This is a genomic window from Streptococcus devriesei DSM 19639, from assembly GCF_000423725.1.
GTDB lineage: Bacteria > Bacillota > Bacilli > Lactobacillales > Streptococcaceae > Streptococcus > Streptococcus devriesei.
Genome location: NZ_KE384084.1, coordinates 599662 through 617939, shown reverse-complemented (window position 1 = coordinate 617939; position 18278 = coordinate 599662). Strand labels below are relative to the sequence as shown.

Sequence of the window (18278 nt, the reverse complement as noted above, 5' to 3'; positions counted from 1 at the left end):
TAGAAGGAGGAAGAAATAATGGAAGTCGATTTGACAAAAATTATTCTAGCCCTTATTGGACTAGCATCGGAAGTTGTTACTTCATATAAAGAAATCGCTCTTGCACAACTTGCAAATGATTAGGTTTCTAGTGAGTAACTGTCAAGCATATGGAACTGTAGTTTCGTATGCTTTTTTAGGAGTAAAAATATGGCAATAACCCCCTTTGATAATAGTGATTATGAAGTATTGATTTCAGACTTAATTGCAGATATATATTATTCTAATATCAGTATAAGTAGTAAGATTGTCTTACTGCGTAAATTGACTGAATTAATTACTCGCAGATTTTTAAATTTGGGTAAAAGTGAAAAAATGGAATTAGGAGATATTACTACTTCAGTTAAAAATCCAAGATATAAAACGACTGAAAGACTTAATTCTGTAGATGACATATTACGTGAAGACTTTGAAGCTACAGTAAATAATCTTAGAGAAATTGGTAATAAGTATTCTCATACACAAAATCACATGACGGCTAGTATGGAAGAATTTCTGGAAACTGAAAATTTAATTTGGGATTTATTTTCTTTCCTATTTATTCAATATTTTTTGAAATATAATTTGAGTTTAAAGTCAGATAAGAACGTATTATCACTGTTCTCTCAACTGCCACCTGAGATAAGATTTCGTACTTTACAAAAATTATTGGATATAAAAGGCTTTGACAATGTTATGTTGATAGATAAATATTTGTTATCCTTAGTAAAAAGTAGGAGTTGGGAATCAGCATATTGTTGGTTAATTAGCAATAAAGATGAAATTTCTGCAATGCATTATCCTACAGAGGAAGAAATAATAGAATATAATGAAGATTTTCGTGAGGGCGAACTACCATTTGAATTAAGAAAATTCAACAATGCATTCGGATTACTTAGTACAAAAATACGAAATCCTCGTGTAAAATTGGCTTCGGGTGGTATATATAGAACATTTGAAGATGCCTCGAAATATTATCAATCAAAAAATCTAGATACATATTTGTCTAACACTATTGAGCAAATAGAGTTTAAAGAGTTATTGTATTTCTGTTTCATTGGTAGAATAGCAACACAATAAAGGTGATAAGTTTGCATATTTGTCAGGAATGTCTCTTTTTCGGAAAGTTGGTTATTAAAGAGGAAGAAAATAGATGTAAAATCAAAAAAGAATTTAGTAGTCTCAAAAAGACAAGAAGAGGTTGTTAGTGCTAATCAAGATAGTATTGATGAAATTGCAGGTTTTGTTTTGTCACGACACCTGGACGCATTTAAAGAAATGTCTAACTAAATCACAAACTGACAGTAGAAAATCTGCTGTCAGTTTTCTTGTCTCAAAAGCAAAAAACTTCCCTTGGAAAAGTCCAAGAGAAGTGTAAGTCTTTATACAGTTTTGCAACCCTGTAAAGAATTTCTGGTAAATTTTTGGTAAGTTGGTAAGTTTTCTATTCAGAAATCCCGCAAAAACAACGCTTTTAGAGCCAATTACTTCATCGTAGGGAATAACAAGACATCGCGGATAGTGGTGGTATCAGTGAGAAGCATGACTAAGCGGTCAATGCCGATGCCCAGTCCGCCGGTTGGCGGCATACCGTATTCGAGGGCTTCAATGTAGTCATAGTCGATGCCTGTTGCTTCATCATCTCCCAGTTCTTTGGCAGCAGCCTGAGCCTTGAAGCGTTCCAATTGATCAATTGGATCGTTTAATTCGGTAAAGGCGTTGCCGTATTCATGGCACATGATAAAGAGCTCGAAGCGATCGGTGAAGCGAGCATCATCGGCGTTTTTCTTAGCCAAAGGCGATACTTCAACAGGATGGCCGTAAACAAAGGTAGGCTGAATGAGCGTTTCTTCGACCAATTCTTCAAAGAAGGCATTGATAATGTGACCGACAGAAGTGTAATGTTTTTCAAGCGGTACATTTTTTTCCTCAGCCAAGGCCTCTGCCTCTTTTAAGGTCATAGGCTGCCAGAAATCAACACCCGTTACTTCCTTGATTAAGTCAACAATATGAGCGCGTTTAAAGGGTTCGTTGATTTTGATTTCGGTGCCTTGATATTCGATCGGACCATCTCCTTTGACGGCCTTGGCAACATGCTGAACAATGCCCTCAGTCAAGTCCATAATATCTTCAAAGTCAGCATAGGCCTGATAGACCTCAATGGATGTGAATTCAGGATTATGAGTAGCATCCATGCCTTCGTTGCGGAAGATACGGCCGATTTCATAGACCCGCTCCATGCCGCCAACAATCAGCCGCTTAAGGTGCAGTTCGGTAGCAATCCGAAGCACCATGTCCATATCCTGAGCATTGTGGTGAGTGGTAAATGGTTTTGCAGCAGCGCCGCCGGCCTCATTATGGAGAACAGGTGTTTCCACTTCTAAGAAACCAAGATCATCAAGGTAGCGGCGGATTTCTGAGATGATTTTTGACCGAGTGACAAAGCGATCAAAACTGTCGCGATTGGAAATCAAATCAAGGTAGCGTTTGCGGTAGATGGTTTCAACGTCTGTCAATCCGTGGAATTTTTCAGGAAGGGGACGAAGAGCCTTAGACAGGTGAGTGATATGCGTCGCCTTGATAGAGAGCTCCCCCATATCGGTGCGCATGATTTCTCCTTCAACACCTAAGAAATCCCCAATATCGGCCTTTTTGAAAATCTGATAATTGTCATCACCGACAGTATCTTTACGCACATAAATCTGAATTTGGCCTTGGCGGTCCTGAAGGTGGGCAAAGCCAACCTTGCCTTTGCCGCGTTTGGTCATGAGACGGCCGGCGATAGTGGCTCTTTCATTAATGTCGTGCAGTTCTTCTTTTGATTTGTCAGCATATTTTTCTTTTAATTGACCGGAAGTAGCAGTACGCTCGAAACGTTTGCCAAAGGGATCAATTCCCTGTTCAGAAAGGGCAGCCATTTTTTCACGGCGGACAATCTGTTGGTCATTTAATTCTTCTGTGTGTTGATTTGACATGTTTTCCTCCAAAAAGTTTTCCTATTTATTTTACCATAAAATAAGGACATGTGATATAGGAAAATCTGCGAAAATGCTTTGCTGGAGAGAAAGAGGGTTAAAGAATCGATTTGCTTGTGAAAAATTTTAAAATCAGTTGACAGCAAGGCAGCAGAAAGAATATAATAGATGTAAAGAAATAGTAATATTTTTGCAAACTAATGTTAATTTTTTGATTTAACCATCATCAATGGTTAATGGCGGATTTCTGGGAGGATGACCAATGAAAAAGAAACAGCTTTTTAGCAGTGCTATGATGCTGGGTGCTCTTGTCTTGCCGATGCTTGTGCAAGCAAAAGTAGCAGCAAATGATTTTTATGCTGATCAAACCAATGCTCAGCGTGCTGATATTACCAATTGGGTTGCCAGCACTCCGGACCAGATCAGCAGCAACATATCATCTCAAAATATTAATTTGAATCATTTAAACGGTGAACGTTACATTATTCAGTGGGGTGATACCCTTTGGGGGATTTCGCAGGCAACTGGTATCTCTATCCAAAAGCTCGCCTATGACAATAACATTGCCAATGTAGACTTGATTTATGCAGGGGACGTACTTATTCTGAACCGCGATGGCAAGGTGCCTGCATCTTATACCTATAAAGGAAGCGGACGCTATTGTGCCCATACCTCAATCAATATTAATTTCTACAGCGATAATGATACTGTGATTATTGTTAACAACACCTCTTATTATGAAGATAATCATATTGAGCACAATTATCCTGCTATTGATGATCAAGACGACAGTTCATCATCTTCTGATAAAATGACTAAAGAGAGTACAGATCGTTCTTCAAATGAAGATGACACCGATCAATCAAGTACTGATACTAAAAAGAAGACCAAGCCAAAAGCTAAAGAAAAAACATTAGAGACTGAAGTTTATCAGGATACTGTTCAAGACGAAATGAATAAACTTATGATGGAAGAATCGTCCGAAAAAATCAGCTTTATCTCCCATGATGAGGAAAAATCAGCTGATGCTCAAGTCGAAGATTTGGAAAAAGAAAGCTTATACCAACAGGCTCAAATCATTGAGGTAAACAGCACTGCTCAAACGCAAAAAGCGGCTAAAGAAGCTGCCAAAGCTATTTACGAACAATTAAAGACTGACGGCCATCTGCAAGACTTGACGGATGCTCAGGCGGTCCAGCTGGATGTTTCGGCGGAAAGTAAAACGGAGCTCAGCTTCAATCTAAGTCTTTATAATAAGCCTGAGGAAACAGAGCCAAGCGACACTTCCAGCGATGATGAAAGTGATGTTCCGAATGCAGATACTGATAGAAGCAGTGGCACGGCGGATAGTAATAGCAACGATAACAGCGATGCTGCGGATACTCCGTATAATAATGATACGGATGACTATACAACAGCAGCAGAGCCTTATGAGGAAGAAGACACAACAGAGGCTGTAACAGAAGCGGCTGACGAGTCCTATGATAATCTAGAATAGTGAGGGAAATAATGACTAAACGCAAGCTCATAACTATTATTGCTGCAGCTCTTCTTGGTCTTATCGTTATCGGCGGCGGATTTTATTACTATGCCAGCCATCATGTAGCGAAAATGATTCCGGGGCATGCCTATAAATATTCAAGTGTCCTTAAAGGAGAGAAAAATGACCGTGTAATGTATGTTGCTTTTTCCGGCACTAGTGATAAAGCCATTGTTACCCGAAATAAGGCAGCTGCTTTAAAAGCTGCCCAGAGCGACAGGCAGTTTGAAAAAGTTTATAAGGATCAAAGTACAAGTGCATCTTGGAAATATAAGGCAAACGGCAATAGAGTGACTTTAGGAAAAGTCGAAGATAACAAGCTGTCTCAGTGGCAGTATAACAGCGTATTAGCTTTTGGCAAGCACTTCACTTCAGGCAGTTTTACTTATCAGATTTCCGAAGCCGGCCAAGGGCAAGTAAAGCAAAAGATGCGCTTTGAACAAATTGATTAGCAATCATGAAAAGAGAGATTTATTTTGCATTATTCTGACTGTGAAATAAATCATTAAAGGGGCCTAGTTCTGCAAACAGCTGAACTAGGCCTTTTTAAGTGTCCGGAATTTTTAGACAGAAGAAAGCCTGCCGGTTTTTCTCCTTATTTCAGCTGAAGCTCTGCCAGAGGATGGCTGAGTGCAAAATGAAGGAATAGCTGACAAAGATTTTGAAAAAACACTGGAAAAATAGTATAATTTTTTAGAATTAAGATTTAGAAAGAATGACTTATGATTAGTGCTATTGTTTTTGATGTTGATGACACTATTTATGATCAGCAGGCCCCCTACCGAATTGCTGTGGAAAAATGTTTTCCTGATTTTGATATGACTCAGATCAATCAGGCTTATATTCGTTTTCGCCATTATTCCGACACCGGTTTTCCGCGGGTAATGGCCGGGGAATGGACCACGGAATATTTCCGTTTCTGGCGCTGTGAGCAGACCCTCTTAGAGTTTGGCTACCGGCAGATCAGCGAAGATGAGGGAAATCATTTTCAGGAAGTTTATGAACAGGAACTGGATCAGATTACCATGCTGGATGAAATGCGTCTGACACTGGATTTTCTGAAAGAAAAAAATATTCCCATGGGTGTTATCACCAACGGTCCGACGGAACATCAGCTGAAAAAAGTGAAAAAGTTAGGATTATATGATTATGTCGCCCCTAAACGGGTGTTGGTCAGTCAGGCCACAGGCTTTCAAAAACCGCAGAAAGAAATCTTTAATTTGGCTGCTGAGCAGTTTGATATGAATCCTGATACGACTCTGTATGTGGGCGACTCTTATGATAATGATATCATTGGTGCTCATAACAGCGGCTGGCATTCTATGTGGTTTAATCACCGGGGCCGCCGCTTAAAGGCCGGGACAAAGCCTGTTTTTGATTTGCAGATCGATTCCTTTGAGCAGCTCTATGGAGCGGTAAAAGTTTTGTTTGACCTGCCCAGCCACAAATTTATTTTTGATACAAATGACCGCAGTAATCCTGTCTTACAGCTGGGAATTAATAACGGTCTTATGATGGCTGCCGAACGACTATTAGAAAGCAATATCAGTATTGACAAGGTTGTTATTCTGCTTAGACTGGATAAGAACCAAGAAAAGGTGCTGCGTCTGAAATATGCTAAGTAGAGGCTGCTGAAGCATGCAGTCTGCTTAGTATGAAATACAGTTTGATAAAACTAAAAAGAGAGTGGGCAGAAATCAATTTTTGAATGATTGATTTCTGCCCACTCTCTTATTTTAAGCTGTTCGGTCTGAAATAAACCACTGGACTGTTTCAGGTCACCGCCTTAAAATCAGGACCTGATGAGAACCAAAATTTTCAATTTTTGGGTTACTTCCACTCCCTCTTTTTGAAAAGGTATCAAATGCTTTGTTTTAAAACTGCTTTTTTATAAGACGTATCGTTCCAAGTAATCAGCTCAAAATGTTTGAAGTCTGCTGTTTCTAAAACGGTGACACTGGCATTATCCAGGCCGCCGTCGCGGCGAAACTGAGCAGGCTCACTGCCCAAGAGTGACTGAATGGCCGCTGTCAGTGTAGCGCCGTGGCCCACTAGTAAAATATTTTGCGCCTGCAGATCTTTAAGCGATTTAACAAAGTTGGAGACGCGGTGGGTCACACGATAAACAGACTCGGCGTCAAAAATGGAATGGTTGAACTGTGCCAGATTGTGGCGGAAAGCCTTCATTTGTTTAGGATAGATAGAGCTGACCAAGCTGATCTTTTGGCCTTCCAGCCGGCCCAGATTCCATTCCCGCAGGGTTTTAGTATAGTTGATTTCTGTCGGATAAAGGTTTTCCTTGGTGATAATCTGGCTGGTCAGCTTAGCCCGTTTGAGATCGCTGGAGTAGACTCTGTCAAATTTGATATCTTTCAAATGGCGGCCCAGGAGCTCTAATTCCTTAATAGAACTTGTTAAAAGCGGTGAGTCTCCGCCGGCACCCTGAAAGCGTCCTTCTAAGTTCCACTCAGTTTTTCCATGTCTGACAAAATACAGTTTCACAATTCTTATACTCCTAAATCTAATCAATAATTTCAACACCAAAAGGAAAGAGACTGATACCGGCCATCTTGACCGATTGCAGGGCAAAGGGAATTCCGATAATGGTCAGGCAAAGCACAGCAGCACTGGCCAGATGCAGCAGAGCAAGTTCCCAGCCGACCAGTAAAATCCAGATGACATTCCCTAAGAGACTGGAAAAACGATCTGAAAAAATGATCGTCTTGCCAAAGGGAAAAAGGCCGAAAGAACCGATTTTAAAGCACTGCAATCCAAAAGGAATACCAATAATAGTGACACAGAGCAATAACCCCACAGCATACCAGGCAACAGCAGCCCAAAGTCCGGAACAAAAGAACCAAATAATGTTTCCAAGTATACGCATGCTTACTCCTTAATATCAGCAAATTCAGCATTGACAAATTTAGCCAGAACCTGACTGTCAATACGAATAGACCGGCCGATTTCACCGGCTGATACAATCATTTTTCCTTTTTCAAGGGCGATGCGGTCAATATAGATAGGAAAGTGATGCTTTTGCCTGATGCCGACAGGGTTATTAGCACCGTGAACGTAGCCGGTTGTTTTTTGCAATTCTTTTTGCGGAATCATGCTGACTTTTTTATTGCCAGATATTTTAGCCAGCTTTTTTTCGGACAGGTGTTCTGTGATAGGGATGATTCCAATAATAGTTCCTGTCTTGTCACCTGTCAGAGCCAGCGTTTTAAAAATATCTTCTTTTTTGATGTCCTCCGGCAAATTGCCTTTCAAGGCATTGAGTGCTAAACTGTCATGCTCTATCTGAGCCTTATCCAAAATCTGATCAACCAGTGTTTTTTTCAGCTTGTGCTTCTTGCTCATTTGTATTTTTCCTCAAGTTTGCTCATCCAAAGACCCAAAGCAATACCGGCAGCAAAGCACAAAGCAGCTCCTAAGAAGGTCAGCCAGCTGCTGCCTGCATAAGAGATACTCTCAGTATTTCTTGGATTTGGGATGATAATCAAAAGTGTGCTTGAAATGACAAGTCCTAGGATAAAGTGATAAACGCGGGAATGGTAGTGATTTAAGGCGTAATCCATAGCTTTTGAAAAGAGCAGGACAGCTGCCATACCGCCGATAGCAATCGGTAGGAAAACGCCCGGCAAATCAAGATTTTTAAAGCCGGTCAGCATGGGTGAGTACAGTCCCATGATTAAAAGAAGATTGGACGGGCTGAGTCCCGGCACCAGAACCCCAAGGGCGATAAGAACACCGGCAAGGATAAAGCTTGCAAAATTGGCTGGAATGGTACCGACTAAGTCATTTAAGAAGTAGAGCAGGAGACCGGAAATCAAAAACGTTCCCAGAAGCCATGCCCAATCTGTTCTGTCACGTTTAGACTTTTGCGTGGATTCAGCGAACAGAGTTGGCAGAGTACCGACAATGGTCCCCGTAAAGGCCCAAAGAACAGGGACTTGGTAATTTTCCAGCAGGTATTCTAAAGGTGCAGAAAAAAGAGCTATTCCCAGAATACCGCCGATTCCTACAGGAATGAAGAAGAGAACATTTTTGACAAAATCTTTTGATAAGTGTGCCAGAAATGAAATAATACGTTCATACAGTCCTAAAATAGATGCCAATACTCCGCCGGATACACCGGGCAGAATAAAGCCTAAGGCAATGATAACCCCTTTGATTAATCTTGCTATCCAAGAAATCATGATTTCCTCCAAAATAAATAATATACTTTCCCATTATATCATTTTAAAGCTGATTATAGTAGGCTTGAATCAAATCTAAAAAGTTTTTTACGGAGTAATCGCTGTCAAAAAATTCTGCCGCTGCCGTATTCCAATAGACATCTGGATCTTGGTGGTCTGTCCCGCCTAGATAGCTGGATATCATCTGGTGTGTCCAGACACTTCCTGATGCATCCTTTTGTCCCAGCGTCACCGGCAAGTGATATTTCTTCAACATAAGGGCTGTATAATAAGCCGCATTAGCCAGCTGTCTGGCGAAATCATCTTGGCTGTGCTCGCGAATCATTTCAAACTGCAGGTAATAAGGGTTGCCTTTAGGACCGGCACCCTGAGCCATATAGCGATCATCGGCAATCTGAAAAATACTGTCTTTGTCAATAAAACTGTGAACAAAAACACCGGCTGATTTGTAATTTTCTTCCATGTAAGAAACCTCACTCTGAATAGATGAGCTGTCATTGCCGGTATCGTGGATAATAATGCCCTTTGGCCGGCCGGATGCGCCAAAATAAGTCTTCTTAGCAAACTGTGAGTAGATATCTTTGGTGACTTCGGCATGAGGGTAATTTAAACTGGTGATGTATTGATTGATAGCATTGGTCTGCTGAATGTAAAGGTTTTTAGCATCAAGGTAGTAGCTGCGTCCCTTTAATTTTATCTTAGCCAGAGTGACCTGCCTGCCTTTGAAGTTTGTCAGAAAATAGCCTTCCACCTGTACGGTAGCACTTTGCTCCAATTTGTCAGCACCCAGATCGAATAAATAAGGATAGAGAGCCGGCGAAGAGTCGGCTGCAACAATGGCTGTCTGCTTGACTTCATAAGAGGCAGAGACATGAAAGCGATGCTGGTAAAGAAAAAGACCAAGTCCCAGAAAAACAAGTAAAGTGCTTGCAAGGATAAGGTATTTAATCTGCTTTTTCTTTTTTTGCTGCCGACTGCGCCGGCGTTTCACTGCAGGATGTTTTTTGCTTTTTCGTTTTTTAGCCATATCATTATAATAGCACGATTGCCTTAAAAAATAGCTATAAAAAAGTGAGGCATGACTATTTATAGTCAAAGAGCAGTGCTTCTTTTTGGCATAGAAAAACTCCCCTTACTCGTTTCCGGTGAAATTTTGTTTGTCACCGTCCGCTGTGAGGGGAGTAGATTATTTGTTCCAGACTTTGTATTTTTACATTTTAGCCATTTGTTATCTGATGTTTTTCAGCTCTTGTTCTTAGTCTTAGGCAAAAAGAACTGCGGCTGACTTGGCACGAGGACAAGCAAAACCAAAATAACCACTAGGAAGGTAAACAGTCCCGCACTGCCATTGACAGTAAAAGAGTACCAAAAAGGAGACATTCCTTTGGGTGCGTAACTTCCCCAAAAGATGAACCCGGCGATGTAATGGCAGATATACCGACTGAGGGTAGCGATAAAAGCACCGATAATGGCATAAGACAGCGCTTTTGTCTTCTTTCCTTTGTTAAGAGCCTGTTGAAAAGGAGCTTGCATAAATCCGGCAAAACCCATGCACAGAAAAGCAAGGAGATATTCCAGAATGACCTGAGAAAAACTTAGATAGTAGACCTTTGCCAAAAGAAAATGCAGCAGTCCCCAGAGCAGGCCGGATAAAATCCCGTACTTAGCTCCTCTTCTTAAGGCGAAGATGATGAGCGGAATGGCTCCAAAAGATGGTGTAAACCAACTGGCAAAATCAGGCAGGAGTGACAGGACCATAGCTAAAGCAGCAGCCAGAGCCGCTTCAACCAGAATGACTGAATTTTTGGACATAAAAAGACCCCCTTCATTCAAGGAGTCTGCATGTGTTAATTTCATCAATTAGTCACATCCCCACGCTAGTATTAACTAGATCAGGTCCATAGGATTTTGCAAAAGGCAATCTCAGCTAAGAAGCACTCCTTGTGATATTCTATTAACTACATTATATGACGGAACCTAGCAGCTGTCAAGCTTATTCATTAAGCGGCCCGAATAATTTTTCATAAGTTGCTTTTGTGTCTTTGTTGACGGCAATTTGATTGAGATCCAGCGTGTGTTTAAACCCTTGCAGCTGTCCCTGAGAAGTGTATTGATGCAAGTCATAGTTTAATTTGGTCTTTGGAACAGCCTCAAAGTAGCCTGAGTCTGTGCCGTAAGTCGGTATCCAGATAGCATCAAAGCCTTTGGTGGAAATGCTGTGCTCTTCCATGAAATAAGTACCGATATAGATGCCTACATTTTCGGCACCGAGGCGTTTCAATTCATCACGGAAAGCTTTAACACCTTTATTCATGTCGGACATGGTTTTTTCTTCAACATCAAGCCAGTAGAAAGTCGGATTGTAAGGCGAAGCATTTTTATAGAAAGTTTTAGCTTCAGCTTTCATCTTCTTGACATTAGACCCGCGGACATAGGCGTAGACAGCTACAGGAATGCCTCGTTTTTGGAATTCTTCAATATGTGTCTTAAACGATTTATCAACTCCGGAACTGTGAGCAGCATTGTTCTTTTTAGCAATACCTGAGCCTCCCTGAACACGGATAATGGCACCCGATATGTTATTAGACAGGGTGTCATAATCAATTTCGCTGGGCAGCTGCCAGCCGGAGATATCAATAATCGGATTAAGAGTAAAAGTGTCTCCATCTGCATTTGTTTTTGGCTTCTTTGCAGTTTGTTCAATTTCAGGGATTGATTTTTTAGCAGCGGCTAATTCTTTTTGCCGCGCATTTTCCGAACGAATATTGCCCAAAATTAACAATAAACCGAACAAACTGAAGAAAGCTAGAACAAAGACAGGCTTAATTCTTCTTCTCATCTCCCTTATTTTAACGTAAAGTTTGGAAAAAAGCAAAATATGTCTGCTTTAGAGCACGAGGTATAGTTATTAGTTATAGAAAATCATAATATATTTATATTTTACAGCTATAGGAACAGATGATAAAATGAGAGATAATCATTTCTATCTATTTGATAAGGAGCAAAAAATGACAAAAAAATATTTTGAACACGTTGGCAGCTTTTTACGCCCAGAAGCTCTGAAAAAAGCACGGGAAGAATTTGAAGCTGGAAAAATTTCCAAAGAAGAACTGCGGGCCGTTGAAGATCGGCTGATCAAAGAATTGGTTGATAAGGAGATAGCAGCGGGACTTGAGAAGGTAACTGATGGTGAATTCCGCCGTGCTTACTGGCACTTAGATTTTTTCTGGGGCTTTCAAGGAATTGACCATGTTCAGGCGGCAGAAGGCTACCACTTTCATGATGAGACAACCAAGGCTGATTCGGCCCTGATTGCCGGAAAGATAAGCGGAGAAAACCATCCTTTTGTTGCCGATTATAAGTTCTTATATGATCTCCTTGCTGATAAGGAAGGTGTCGAAGCCAAATACACAATTCCGGCACCGGCACAGTTCTATTTTGAATTGATCCGCGATGCTGAGCATGTCGCAAAATTAAAGGAAGTTTATCCTGATTTTGCTGCATTGAGGCAGGATATCAAAAAAGCTTACCTGACAGTCATAGAAGATCTATATAAGGCTGGTCTGAGGACGCTTCAGGTAGATGACTGCACCTGGGGAACCTTGGTTGACGAAGCCTTTTTGACAGCTTGGGGTGCTCCGCAGGATAAAAGCTCTAAACAAGTCAGAGATGAATTGGCAGATATTTTTCTGACCTTAAATAATGATGTCTATCAAAATGTTCCGGACGGTTTGCAGGTCAATACTCATGTCTGCCGAGGCAACTATCATTCAACATGGGCTTCATCAGGCGGATACGGTCCGGTTGCGCATGAACTGTTTGGCGAAGAAGCAGCAAAAACTTACTTTTTAGAATTTGACAGCGAGCGTGCAGGCGGTTTTGAACCGTTAGCAGATTTCAGGGATCCGGATAAGGTGGCTGTCCTTGGCTTGATTACGTCAAAGGATGCTAAACTTGAAGATAAAGAGGCTGTCATTGCCCGTCTTAAAGAGGCCAGCCAGTATTTGCCGCTGGATCAGCTTTGGCTGTCCACACAGTGCGGGTTTGCCTCAACAGAAGAAGGAAATATCTTGACAGAGGAAGATCAATGGGCTAAATTAGAACTTGTAAAAGAAATTATTGATGACGTTTGGGGATAATATGCCGCTTCAAAAAATTAGCCGCGTTGCGATTTTGTCAGCATTAGCGATTGTTTTGCGAATCGCTTTTGCCGGTCTGCCCAATATTCAGCCGATAACTGCCATCTTTTTAGTATGCGCAGTTTTTTACGGATTTTGGGAAAGCTTTTTGATTATGTCTGTAACAATGCTGGTTACCAGTTTTCTGCTGGGCTTCGGCCCTTGGGTTTTAGGACAGATTATTGGTTTTGGCAGCATCTTATTCTTATGGAAATTCATTTGTTATCCCCTGACAAAGTCTTTGCGGCTTGGCAGCATAAATCAGATAATTCTGCAGGCTGTTTTGGCAGGTCTGCTGAGCGTTATCTACGGTATCGTTATTGATGCTTACTCAGCCTTACTGTTTGCAGCTCCACTCCTTGCTTATATTTTGGCTGGCATGACGTTCAATCTGATGCATGCTGTGTCAACGGTACTCTTTTATCCCATTATTTTATCCATTTTTAGGAGATTATTATCCAATGAAAAAACTATATGAATTTTTAGTCTTAACCGGAATCGTTCTCTTTCTAGCAGCTTGCAGCGACAGCGAAAGTAACAGCAGAGCCAAGACGTCTGAAGACTTTCAGGTCAGGCTGATTGTTAAGACCGGTTCGGATAAAACTGACGAAAAAGTTTCCTTTAAAAAGGGAGACACAGTGATGGACGTGCTGAAAGCTAACTACAAAGTGAAAGAAAAGGGCGGCTTCATCACAGCCATTGACGGCCTGTCCCAGGATAAGAAAACCGGACGTTACTGGATGTTTGATGTAAACAATAAATTAGCCTCTAAATCTGCTGATAAGATTAAGGTCAAAGACGGCGATAAAATTGAATTTTACCAGAAAGTTTACAAAGACAAAAAGTGAAGCAGCTGTGCTTTTGACTATGAAAGCGCACCAATACCAGAGAATTCATTTACTTTTTTGATAAAAGTGATATGATAGAAAATAACAATTTAAAGAAGGGAATTGCATTTCGTGACAGTCAGTAAATTAGAGAGCAGAAATGATAAAGAGGCCATCGCCGAAGAAATCAGCATTCTTACTGAATTATTGGATGATGTTACCAAGAAAATGATAGGAAAGGATAGTTTTGATAAGATTACTCTCTTAAAAACATTATCCGCTGAAGGAAAGCATCAGGATTTAGAGCAAGCCATCAAGCAGCTCAATAATGACGAGATGGTTGTGGTTTCACGTTATTTTGCAATTTTGCCGCTTTTGATTAATATCTCTGAAGATGTTAATTTGGCTTATGAGGTCAATTATCAAAACAACAATGATATTGACTATCTTGGCAAGATATCTGCAACGATTGATCTGGTTTCTGAACAGGACAATGCTCAGGAAATTTTAGAAAATGTCAATGTCGTACCGGTTTTAACAGCCCATCCGACTCAGGTGCAGCGCAAGACCATGCTGGATTTGACCAATCAAATTCATGAGCTTTTGCGCAAGTATCGCGACGTTAAGCTTGGTTCGATCAACAAGGCAAAATGGTATGATGACCTGCGCCGCTATGTTGAGCTGATTATGCAGACAGATATTATCCGCGAGAAAAAACTCAAAGTTACCAATGAAATCACTAATGTCATGGAATACTACAATTCCTCTTTGATCAAGGCTGTTACTAAATTCAGCACTCAATACAAACAGCTGGCTCAGCAAAAAGGGATTGATCTGGATGGCGCAAAACCGATTACCATGGGAATGTGGATCGGCGGTGACCGTGATGGCAATCCTTACGTAACGGCTGAAACCTTAAAAATATCCGCTCTGGTTCAAAGTGAAGTCATTTTGAATTACTATATCAGCAAACTGTCAGACCTCTATCGGACGTTTTCTCTGTCTACCAGTCTTTCTACGATCAGCGAGGCTGTCAAAGAGATGGCGGCTCGTTCGACAGATGTTTCCATTTACCGTGAAAAAGAGCCTTACCGTAAAGCTTTTCACTACATCCAGTCAAGATTGCAGGAAACCTTGGCTTACTTGAAAAAAGGGGACTTTTCTAAAGAGGAGCCTGATTTAGAAGTTGCTGAAAATCAACAGATTCGTCCTTATCAAACAGCTCAGGAATTTCGGGATGACTTAGAGCTCATCAAGAAATCTCTCTTGGAAAATAATGACTCTGCTTTGGTTACCGGTGATCTGACCGAAGTGATTCAGGCCGTTGATGTGTTTGGTTTCTTTTTGGCCTCCATTGATATGCGTCAGGATTCGAGTGTCCACGAAGCCTGTGTGGCAGAGCTGCTGGCTTCGGCTAACATTGTGAAGGACTACAGCAGTCTGTCTGAAGACGAAAAATGTCAGGTTTTGCTTCATCAGCTCTTAGAAGATCCTCGGATTCTTTCGGCTACTCATGTTGAAAAATCGGAGCTTCTGCAAAAAGAGTTGGCTATCTTTAAAACAGCCAGACAGCTGAAAGATGCTCTCGGTGAAGACGTCATTAAGCAGCACATCATTTCGCATACCGAAAGTATTTCCGATATGTTTGAACTGGCAGTCATGCTTAAGGAAGTCGGTCTGGTTGACACGGAAAAAGCGCGTGTTCAGATTGTTCCTCTGTTTGAAACGATTGAGGATTTGGATAATTCGCGGGATATTATGAAGCAGTATCTGGATTATGCTATTGTCAAAAAATGGATTGCTGCCAATAATGGCTACCAAGAAATTATGCTGGGCTATTCTGATTCTAACAAGGACGGCGGCTACCTGTCTTCCGGCTGGACCTTGTACAAGGCCCAAAATGAACTGACAGAAATCGGTCTGGATAAGGGTGTGAAAATCACTTTCTTCCATGGCCGCGGCGGAACAGTCGGCCGCGGGGGCGGACCTTCTTACGAAGCGATTACGTCACAGCCTTTTGGCTCTATTAAAGATCGTATCCGCCTGACAGAACAAGGTGAAGTCATCGGCAACAAGTACGGCAACAAAGATGTCGCCTATTATAACTTGGAGATGCTGGTGTCAGCAACTCTGGATCGCATCGTGACAAGGAGAATTGTTGATGCTGAAAATCTGGTCGGCTACCGTCAGATTATGGACGAAGTTGTGGCAGACAGCAATGCGATTTACCGCGACCTTGTTTTTGGCAATGAGCATTTCTATGATTATTTCTTTGCAGCCAGTCCGATTCGGGAAGTTTCCAGTTTAAATATCGGCTCACGTCCTGCAGCCCGTAAAACAATTACAGAAATCAGCGGTTTACGTGCCATTCCTTGGGTCTTCTCATGGTCGCAAAATCGGATTATGTTTCCCGGATGGTACGGTGTAGGCTCGGCTTTCAAACATTTCATTGATAAAGATGAAAAAAATCTGGCTACGCTGCAGGAAATGTATCGATCCTGGCCGTTCTTCCATTCTCTTTTGTCTAATGTTGACATGGTTCTGTCAAAATCAAATATGAACATCGCCTTTGAGTATGCCAAACTTTGTCAGGATGAAGAAACAAAAGAAGTCTTTAACACGATTTTGGATGAATGGCAGCTGACAAAGAATATTATTTTAGCTATCGAAAATCACGAACATCTTTTGGAGGACAACAGCTATCTGCAAGCCAGTCTTGATTCCCGCCTGCCTTATTTCAATGTCTTAAACTATATTCAAATTGAATTGATTAAGCGTCAGCGCCGCGGTGAGCTGGGTGAAAATTTAGAAAATCTGATTCATATCACCATCAACGGTGTTGCGACCGGTCTGCGCAATTCCGGTTAATCAGCGCCCTGTAGCAGACAGTCAAAATTAAAATTTTACTGAAAATGAACCGCACCTCAAACGTTAGGCCTAAAATCTAACGATTGGGGTGTTTTTTCTATGCAGGTAAGTGCCGGGGTAAAATTGCTTTGCTGTCTGTTAATTTTTGTTTGGCTCTCTTCTTTGTTTTAAATCCAAAAGATGGTATAATGCTAATGTTAGATTTGTAAGATATTTTGAGGAAAACGTATGAAAATTGATAAGCGGCACCTGCTGAATTATTCGATACTGCTACCCTATTTGATTTTATCAGTTTTGGGACTGATTATTGTCTATTCAACGACTAGTGCCAACTTAATTCAGAATGGCTTGAATCCCTTTCGCTCGGTTATAAACCAAGGTGTTTTTTGGATTATTAGCCTGCTCGCCATTCTTTTTATTTACCGGCTGAAATTAAATTTCTTAAAAAACAGCGGTGTTTTGACCATTGTGATGCTGATAGAAGCCCTACTGCTGATTATCGCCCGTTTCTGGACTCAGGAGGTCAACGGAGCGCACGGCTGGATCGTTCTGGGACCAATCAGTTTCCAGCCGGCGGAGTATTTAAAAATCATTATGGTTTGGTTCCTGGCCTTTACCTTTGCCAGACGCCAGCAAACCATTGAAGTCTATGATTATCAGGCCTTGACTAAGCGTAAATGGCTGCCCAAACAGCTGAGTGATTTGAAAGATTGGCGCTTTTATTCTTTGGTCTTAATCTTTTTAGTGGCAGCGCAGCCGGACTTGGGAAATGCAACGATTATTGTTTTGACAGCTGTTGTGATGTATTCAGTCAGCGGTGTCGGCTACCGTTGGTTTTCGGCTCTGCTGACCGGAATTATTGCCTTATCGGCCGTTTTTTTGGGCATCATCAATATGGTTGGTGTCAAAACCATGAGCAGGGTCCCTGTTTTTGGCTATGTGGCTAAACGCTTCAGTGCCTTTTTCAATCCCTTTCAGGATGTTACCGACTCAGGGCACCAGCTGGCTAATTCTTATTATGCGATGAGCAATGGCGGCTGGCTGGGCCGCGGCTTGGGAAATTCCATTGAAAAACGCGGCTACCTGCCGGAAGCGCAGACAGACTTTGTGTTTTCTATTGTTATTGAAGAATTAGGACTGATTGGTGCCAGCTTGATTCTGGCCTTGATTTTCTTTTTGATTTTGAGAATTCTTTTGGTCGGTATCAAAGCTAAAAGTCCCTTCAATTCAATGATTGCTCTGGGTGTTGGCGGCATGATGCTCATGCAGGTCTTTGTCAATATCGGCGGTATATCCGGTCTCATTCCTTCAACGGGAGTTACCTTTCCTTTCCTGTCGCAGGGCGGGAACAGCCTCTTGGTTCTCTCAGTGGCTATCGGCTTTGTTTTAAATATTGATGCCAACGAGAAGCGAGAAGAAATTTATCGGGAAGTAGCAGAGGCAGAGCGAAATACTGATGATGTTTTTGTCGCGTCTCAGGAAGAAATCTACGAAGAGCTCTATAATGAGTGAGCTGCCGGATGAACAATTTAAACAGAGGATTGGATTTGCAATGTGCAAAAACAGGCCAATCCTCTTTATTTTTTGTGCACCATTGAGCAGCGGCAAAAATGTCAAGCCAGGAAAAGAAGGAGTTGCCTGTTTTTTACCTGCTTAAGGCTGATTTTAGCATT

The 18278-nt window shown here is 41.4% G+C and carries 17 protein-coding genes and 1 riboswitch; of the genes, 9 read left to right on the top strand and 8 right to left on the bottom strand.

Features of this window, described 5'->3' with window-relative positions:
- Positions 1–189 precede the first annotated feature (189 nt).
- On the top strand, positions 190–1098 hold the full coding sequence (locus G573_RS0109105; RefSeq protein ID WP_027976440.1) for a hypothetical protein: 909 nt from the start codon (positions 190–192) through the stop codon (positions 1096–1098).
- 404 nt (positions 1099–1502) lie between these two features.
- Here the strand turns inward: G573_RS0109105 and lysS are convergent, their stop codons facing one another.
- On the bottom strand, positions 1503–2993 hold the full coding sequence (lysS, locus tag G573_RS0109100) for a lysine--tRNA ligase (RefSeq protein ID WP_027976439.1): 1491 nt from the start codon (positions 2991–2993) through the stop codon (positions 1503–1505).
- 262 nt (positions 2994–3255) lie between these two features.
- Here lysS and G573_RS11070 point away from each other — a divergent pair, with 262 nt between their 5' ends.
- From G573_RS11070 to G573_RS0109085, 3 genes are all read left to right on the top strand, one after another.
- Entirely contained in the window at positions 3256–4491 is a 1236-nt protein-coding gene (locus G573_RS11070) for a LysM peptidoglycan-binding domain-containing protein (RefSeq protein ID WP_084522386.1), read from the top strand.
- Between the two features lie 11 nt (positions 4492–4502).
- Entirely contained in the window at positions 4503–4985 is a 483-nt protein-coding gene (locus G573_RS0109090; protein ID WP_027976438.1) for a flagellar basal body-associated FliL family protein, read from the top strand.
- A 270-nt stretch (positions 4986–5255) separates the two neighbouring features.
- On the top strand, positions 5256–6158 hold the full coding sequence (locus tag G573_RS0109085; RefSeq protein WP_027976437.1) for an HAD family hydrolase: 903 nt from the start codon (positions 5256–5258) through the stop codon (positions 6156–6158).
- A 235-nt stretch (positions 6159–6393) separates the two neighbouring features.
- Here G573_RS0109085 and G573_RS0109080 read toward each other — a convergent pair whose 3' ends face one another.
- The 7 genes from G573_RS0109080 to G573_RS0109050 form a co-directional block, all read right to left on the bottom strand.
- Positions 6394–7035 carry a histidine phosphatase family protein gene (locus G573_RS0109080; protein WP_027976436.1) on the bottom strand — a complete coding sequence of 214 codons (642 nt, stop codon included), beginning with the start codon at positions 7033–7035 and terminating at the stop codon, positions 6394–6396.
- A 19-nt stretch (positions 7036–7054) separates the two neighbouring features.
- Positions 7055–7417: a YccF domain-containing protein gene (locus tag G573_RS0109075; RefSeq protein WP_027976435.1), complete on the bottom strand. Its 363-nt coding sequence runs from the start codon at positions 7415–7417 to the stop codon at positions 7055–7057.
- Positions 7418–7419: 2 nt separating this feature from the next.
- Positions 7420–7893, bottom strand: a complete 474-nt coding sequence (locus G573_RS0109070; RefSeq protein ID WP_027976434.1) for a YbaK/EbsC family protein — start codon at positions 7891–7893, stop codon at positions 7420–7422.
- A complete protein-coding gene (locus G573_RS0109065) occupies positions 7890–8732 on the bottom strand; it encodes a DUF368 domain-containing protein (RefSeq protein WP_027976433.1) in 843 nt (280 codons plus the stop codon). The genes G573_RS0109070 and G573_RS0109065 overlap by 4 nt, the downstream gene beginning before the upstream one ends.
- A gap of 43 nt (positions 8733–8775) precedes the next feature.
- Positions 8776–9759 (bottom strand): peptidoglycan recognition protein family protein, encoded by a 984-nt coding sequence (locus tag G573_RS0109060; protein WP_027976432.1) that lies wholly within the window; start codon positions 9757–9759, stop codon positions 8776–8778.
- Positions 9760–9974: 215 nt separating this feature from the next.
- Positions 9975–10544 (bottom strand): energy-coupled thiamine transporter ThiT, encoded by a 570-nt coding sequence (gene thiT / locus G573_RS0109055; protein WP_027976431.1) that lies wholly within the window; start codon positions 10542–10544, stop codon positions 9975–9977.
- Positions 10545–10584: 40 nt separating this feature from the next.
- Positions 10585–10684, bottom strand: a riboswitch (TPP riboswitch).
- A gap of 41 nt (positions 10685–10725) precedes the next feature.
- On the bottom strand, positions 10726–11571 hold the full coding sequence (locus G573_RS0109050) for a glycoside hydrolase family 25 protein (RefSeq protein ID WP_027976430.1): 846 nt from the start codon (positions 11569–11571) through the stop codon (positions 10726–10728).
- Positions 11572–11740: 169 nt separating this feature from the next.
- Here G573_RS0109050 and G573_RS0109045 point away from each other — a divergent pair, with 169 nt between their 5' ends.
- The 5 genes from G573_RS0109045 to ftsW all read left to right on the top strand — a co-directional run bounded on the left by G573_RS0109045 (position 11741) and on the right by ftsW (position 18117).
- A complete protein-coding gene (locus G573_RS0109045) occupies positions 11741–12871 on the top strand; it encodes a 5-methyltetrahydropteroyltriglutamate--homocysteine S-methyltransferase (protein WP_027976429.1) in 1131 nt (376 codons plus the stop codon).
- Between the two features lies 1 nt (position 12872).
- Positions 12873–13388 carry an ECF transporter S component gene (locus G573_RS0109040; RefSeq protein WP_027976428.1) on the top strand — a complete coding sequence of 172 codons (516 nt, stop codon included), beginning with the start codon at positions 12873–12875 and terminating at the stop codon, positions 13386–13388.
- Positions 13372–13758 carry a DUF4430 domain-containing protein gene (locus G573_RS0109035; RefSeq protein WP_027976427.1) on the top strand — a complete coding sequence of 129 codons (387 nt, stop codon included), beginning with the start codon at positions 13372–13374 and terminating at the stop codon, positions 13756–13758. Before G573_RS0109040 ends, G573_RS0109035 begins: the two co-directional genes overlap by 17 nt.
- 111 nt (positions 13759–13869) lie before the next feature.
- Complete coding sequence (gene ppc / locus G573_RS0109030; protein ID WP_027976426.1) at positions 13870–16605, top strand: phosphoenolpyruvate carboxylase; 2736 nt, start codon at positions 13870–13872, stop codon at positions 16603–16605.
- A 228-nt stretch (positions 16606–16833) separates the two neighbouring features.
- Positions 16834–18117 (top strand): cell division peptidoglycan polymerase FtsW, encoded by a 1284-nt coding sequence (gene ftsW / locus G573_RS0109025; RefSeq protein WP_027976425.1) that lies wholly within the window; start codon positions 16834–16836, stop codon positions 18115–18117.
- The last annotated feature ends 161 nt before the right edge of the window (positions 18118–18278 follow it).

Coding starts and splice junctions, on each gene's coding strand:
- G573_RS0109105 (WP_027976440.1), top strand. CDS start 190: ATGGCAATAACCCCCTTTGATAATAGTGATTATGAAGTATTGATTTCA.
- lysS (WP_027976439.1), bottom strand. CDS start 2,993: ATGTCAAATCAACACACAGAAGAATTAAATGACCAACAGATTGTCCGC.
- G573_RS11070 (WP_084522386.1), top strand. CDS start 3,256: ATGAAAAAGAAACAGCTTTTTAGCAGTGCTATGATGCTGGGTGCTCTT.
- G573_RS0109090 (WP_027976438.1), top strand. CDS start 4,503: ATGACTAAACGCAAGCTCATAACTATTATTGCTGCAGCTCTTCTTGGT.
- G573_RS0109085 (WP_027976437.1), top strand. CDS start 5,256: ATGATTAGTGCTATTGTTTTTGATGTTGATGACACTATTTATGATCAG.
- G573_RS0109075 (WP_027976435.1), bottom strand. CDS start 7,417: ATGCGTATACTTGGAAACATTATTTGGTTCTTTTGTTCCGGACTTTGG.
- G573_RS0109070 (WP_027976434.1), bottom strand. CDS start 7,893: ATGAGCAAGAAGCACAAGCTGAAAAAAACACTGGTTGATCAGATTTTG.
- G573_RS0109065 (WP_027976433.1), bottom strand. CDS start 8,732: ATGATTTCTTGGATAGCAAGATTAATCAAAGGGGTTATCATTGCCTTA.
- G573_RS0109060 (WP_027976432.1), bottom strand. CDS start 9,759: ATGGCTAAAAAACGAAAAAGCAAAAAACATCCTGCAGTGAAACGCCGG.
- thiT (WP_027976431.1), bottom strand. CDS start 10,544: ATGTCCAAAAATTCAGTCATTCTGGTTGAAGCGGCTCTGGCTGCTGCT.
- G573_RS0109050 (WP_027976430.1), bottom strand. CDS start 11,571: ATGAGAAGAAGAATTAAGCCTGTCTTTGTTCTAGCTTTCTTCAGTTTG.
- G573_RS0109045 (WP_027976429.1), top strand. CDS start 11,741: ATGACAAAAAAATATTTTGAACACGTTGGCAGCTTTTTACGCCCAGAA.
- G573_RS0109040 (WP_027976428.1), top strand. CDS start 12,873: ATGCCGCTTCAAAAAATTAGCCGCGTTGCGATTTTGTCAGCATTAGCG.
- G573_RS0109035 (WP_027976427.1), top strand. CDS start 13,372: ATGAAAAAACTATATGAATTTTTAGTCTTAACCGGAATCGTTCTCTTT.
- ftsW (WP_027976425.1), top strand. CDS start 16,834: ATGAAAATTGATAAGCGGCACCTGCTGAATTATTCGATACTGCTACCC.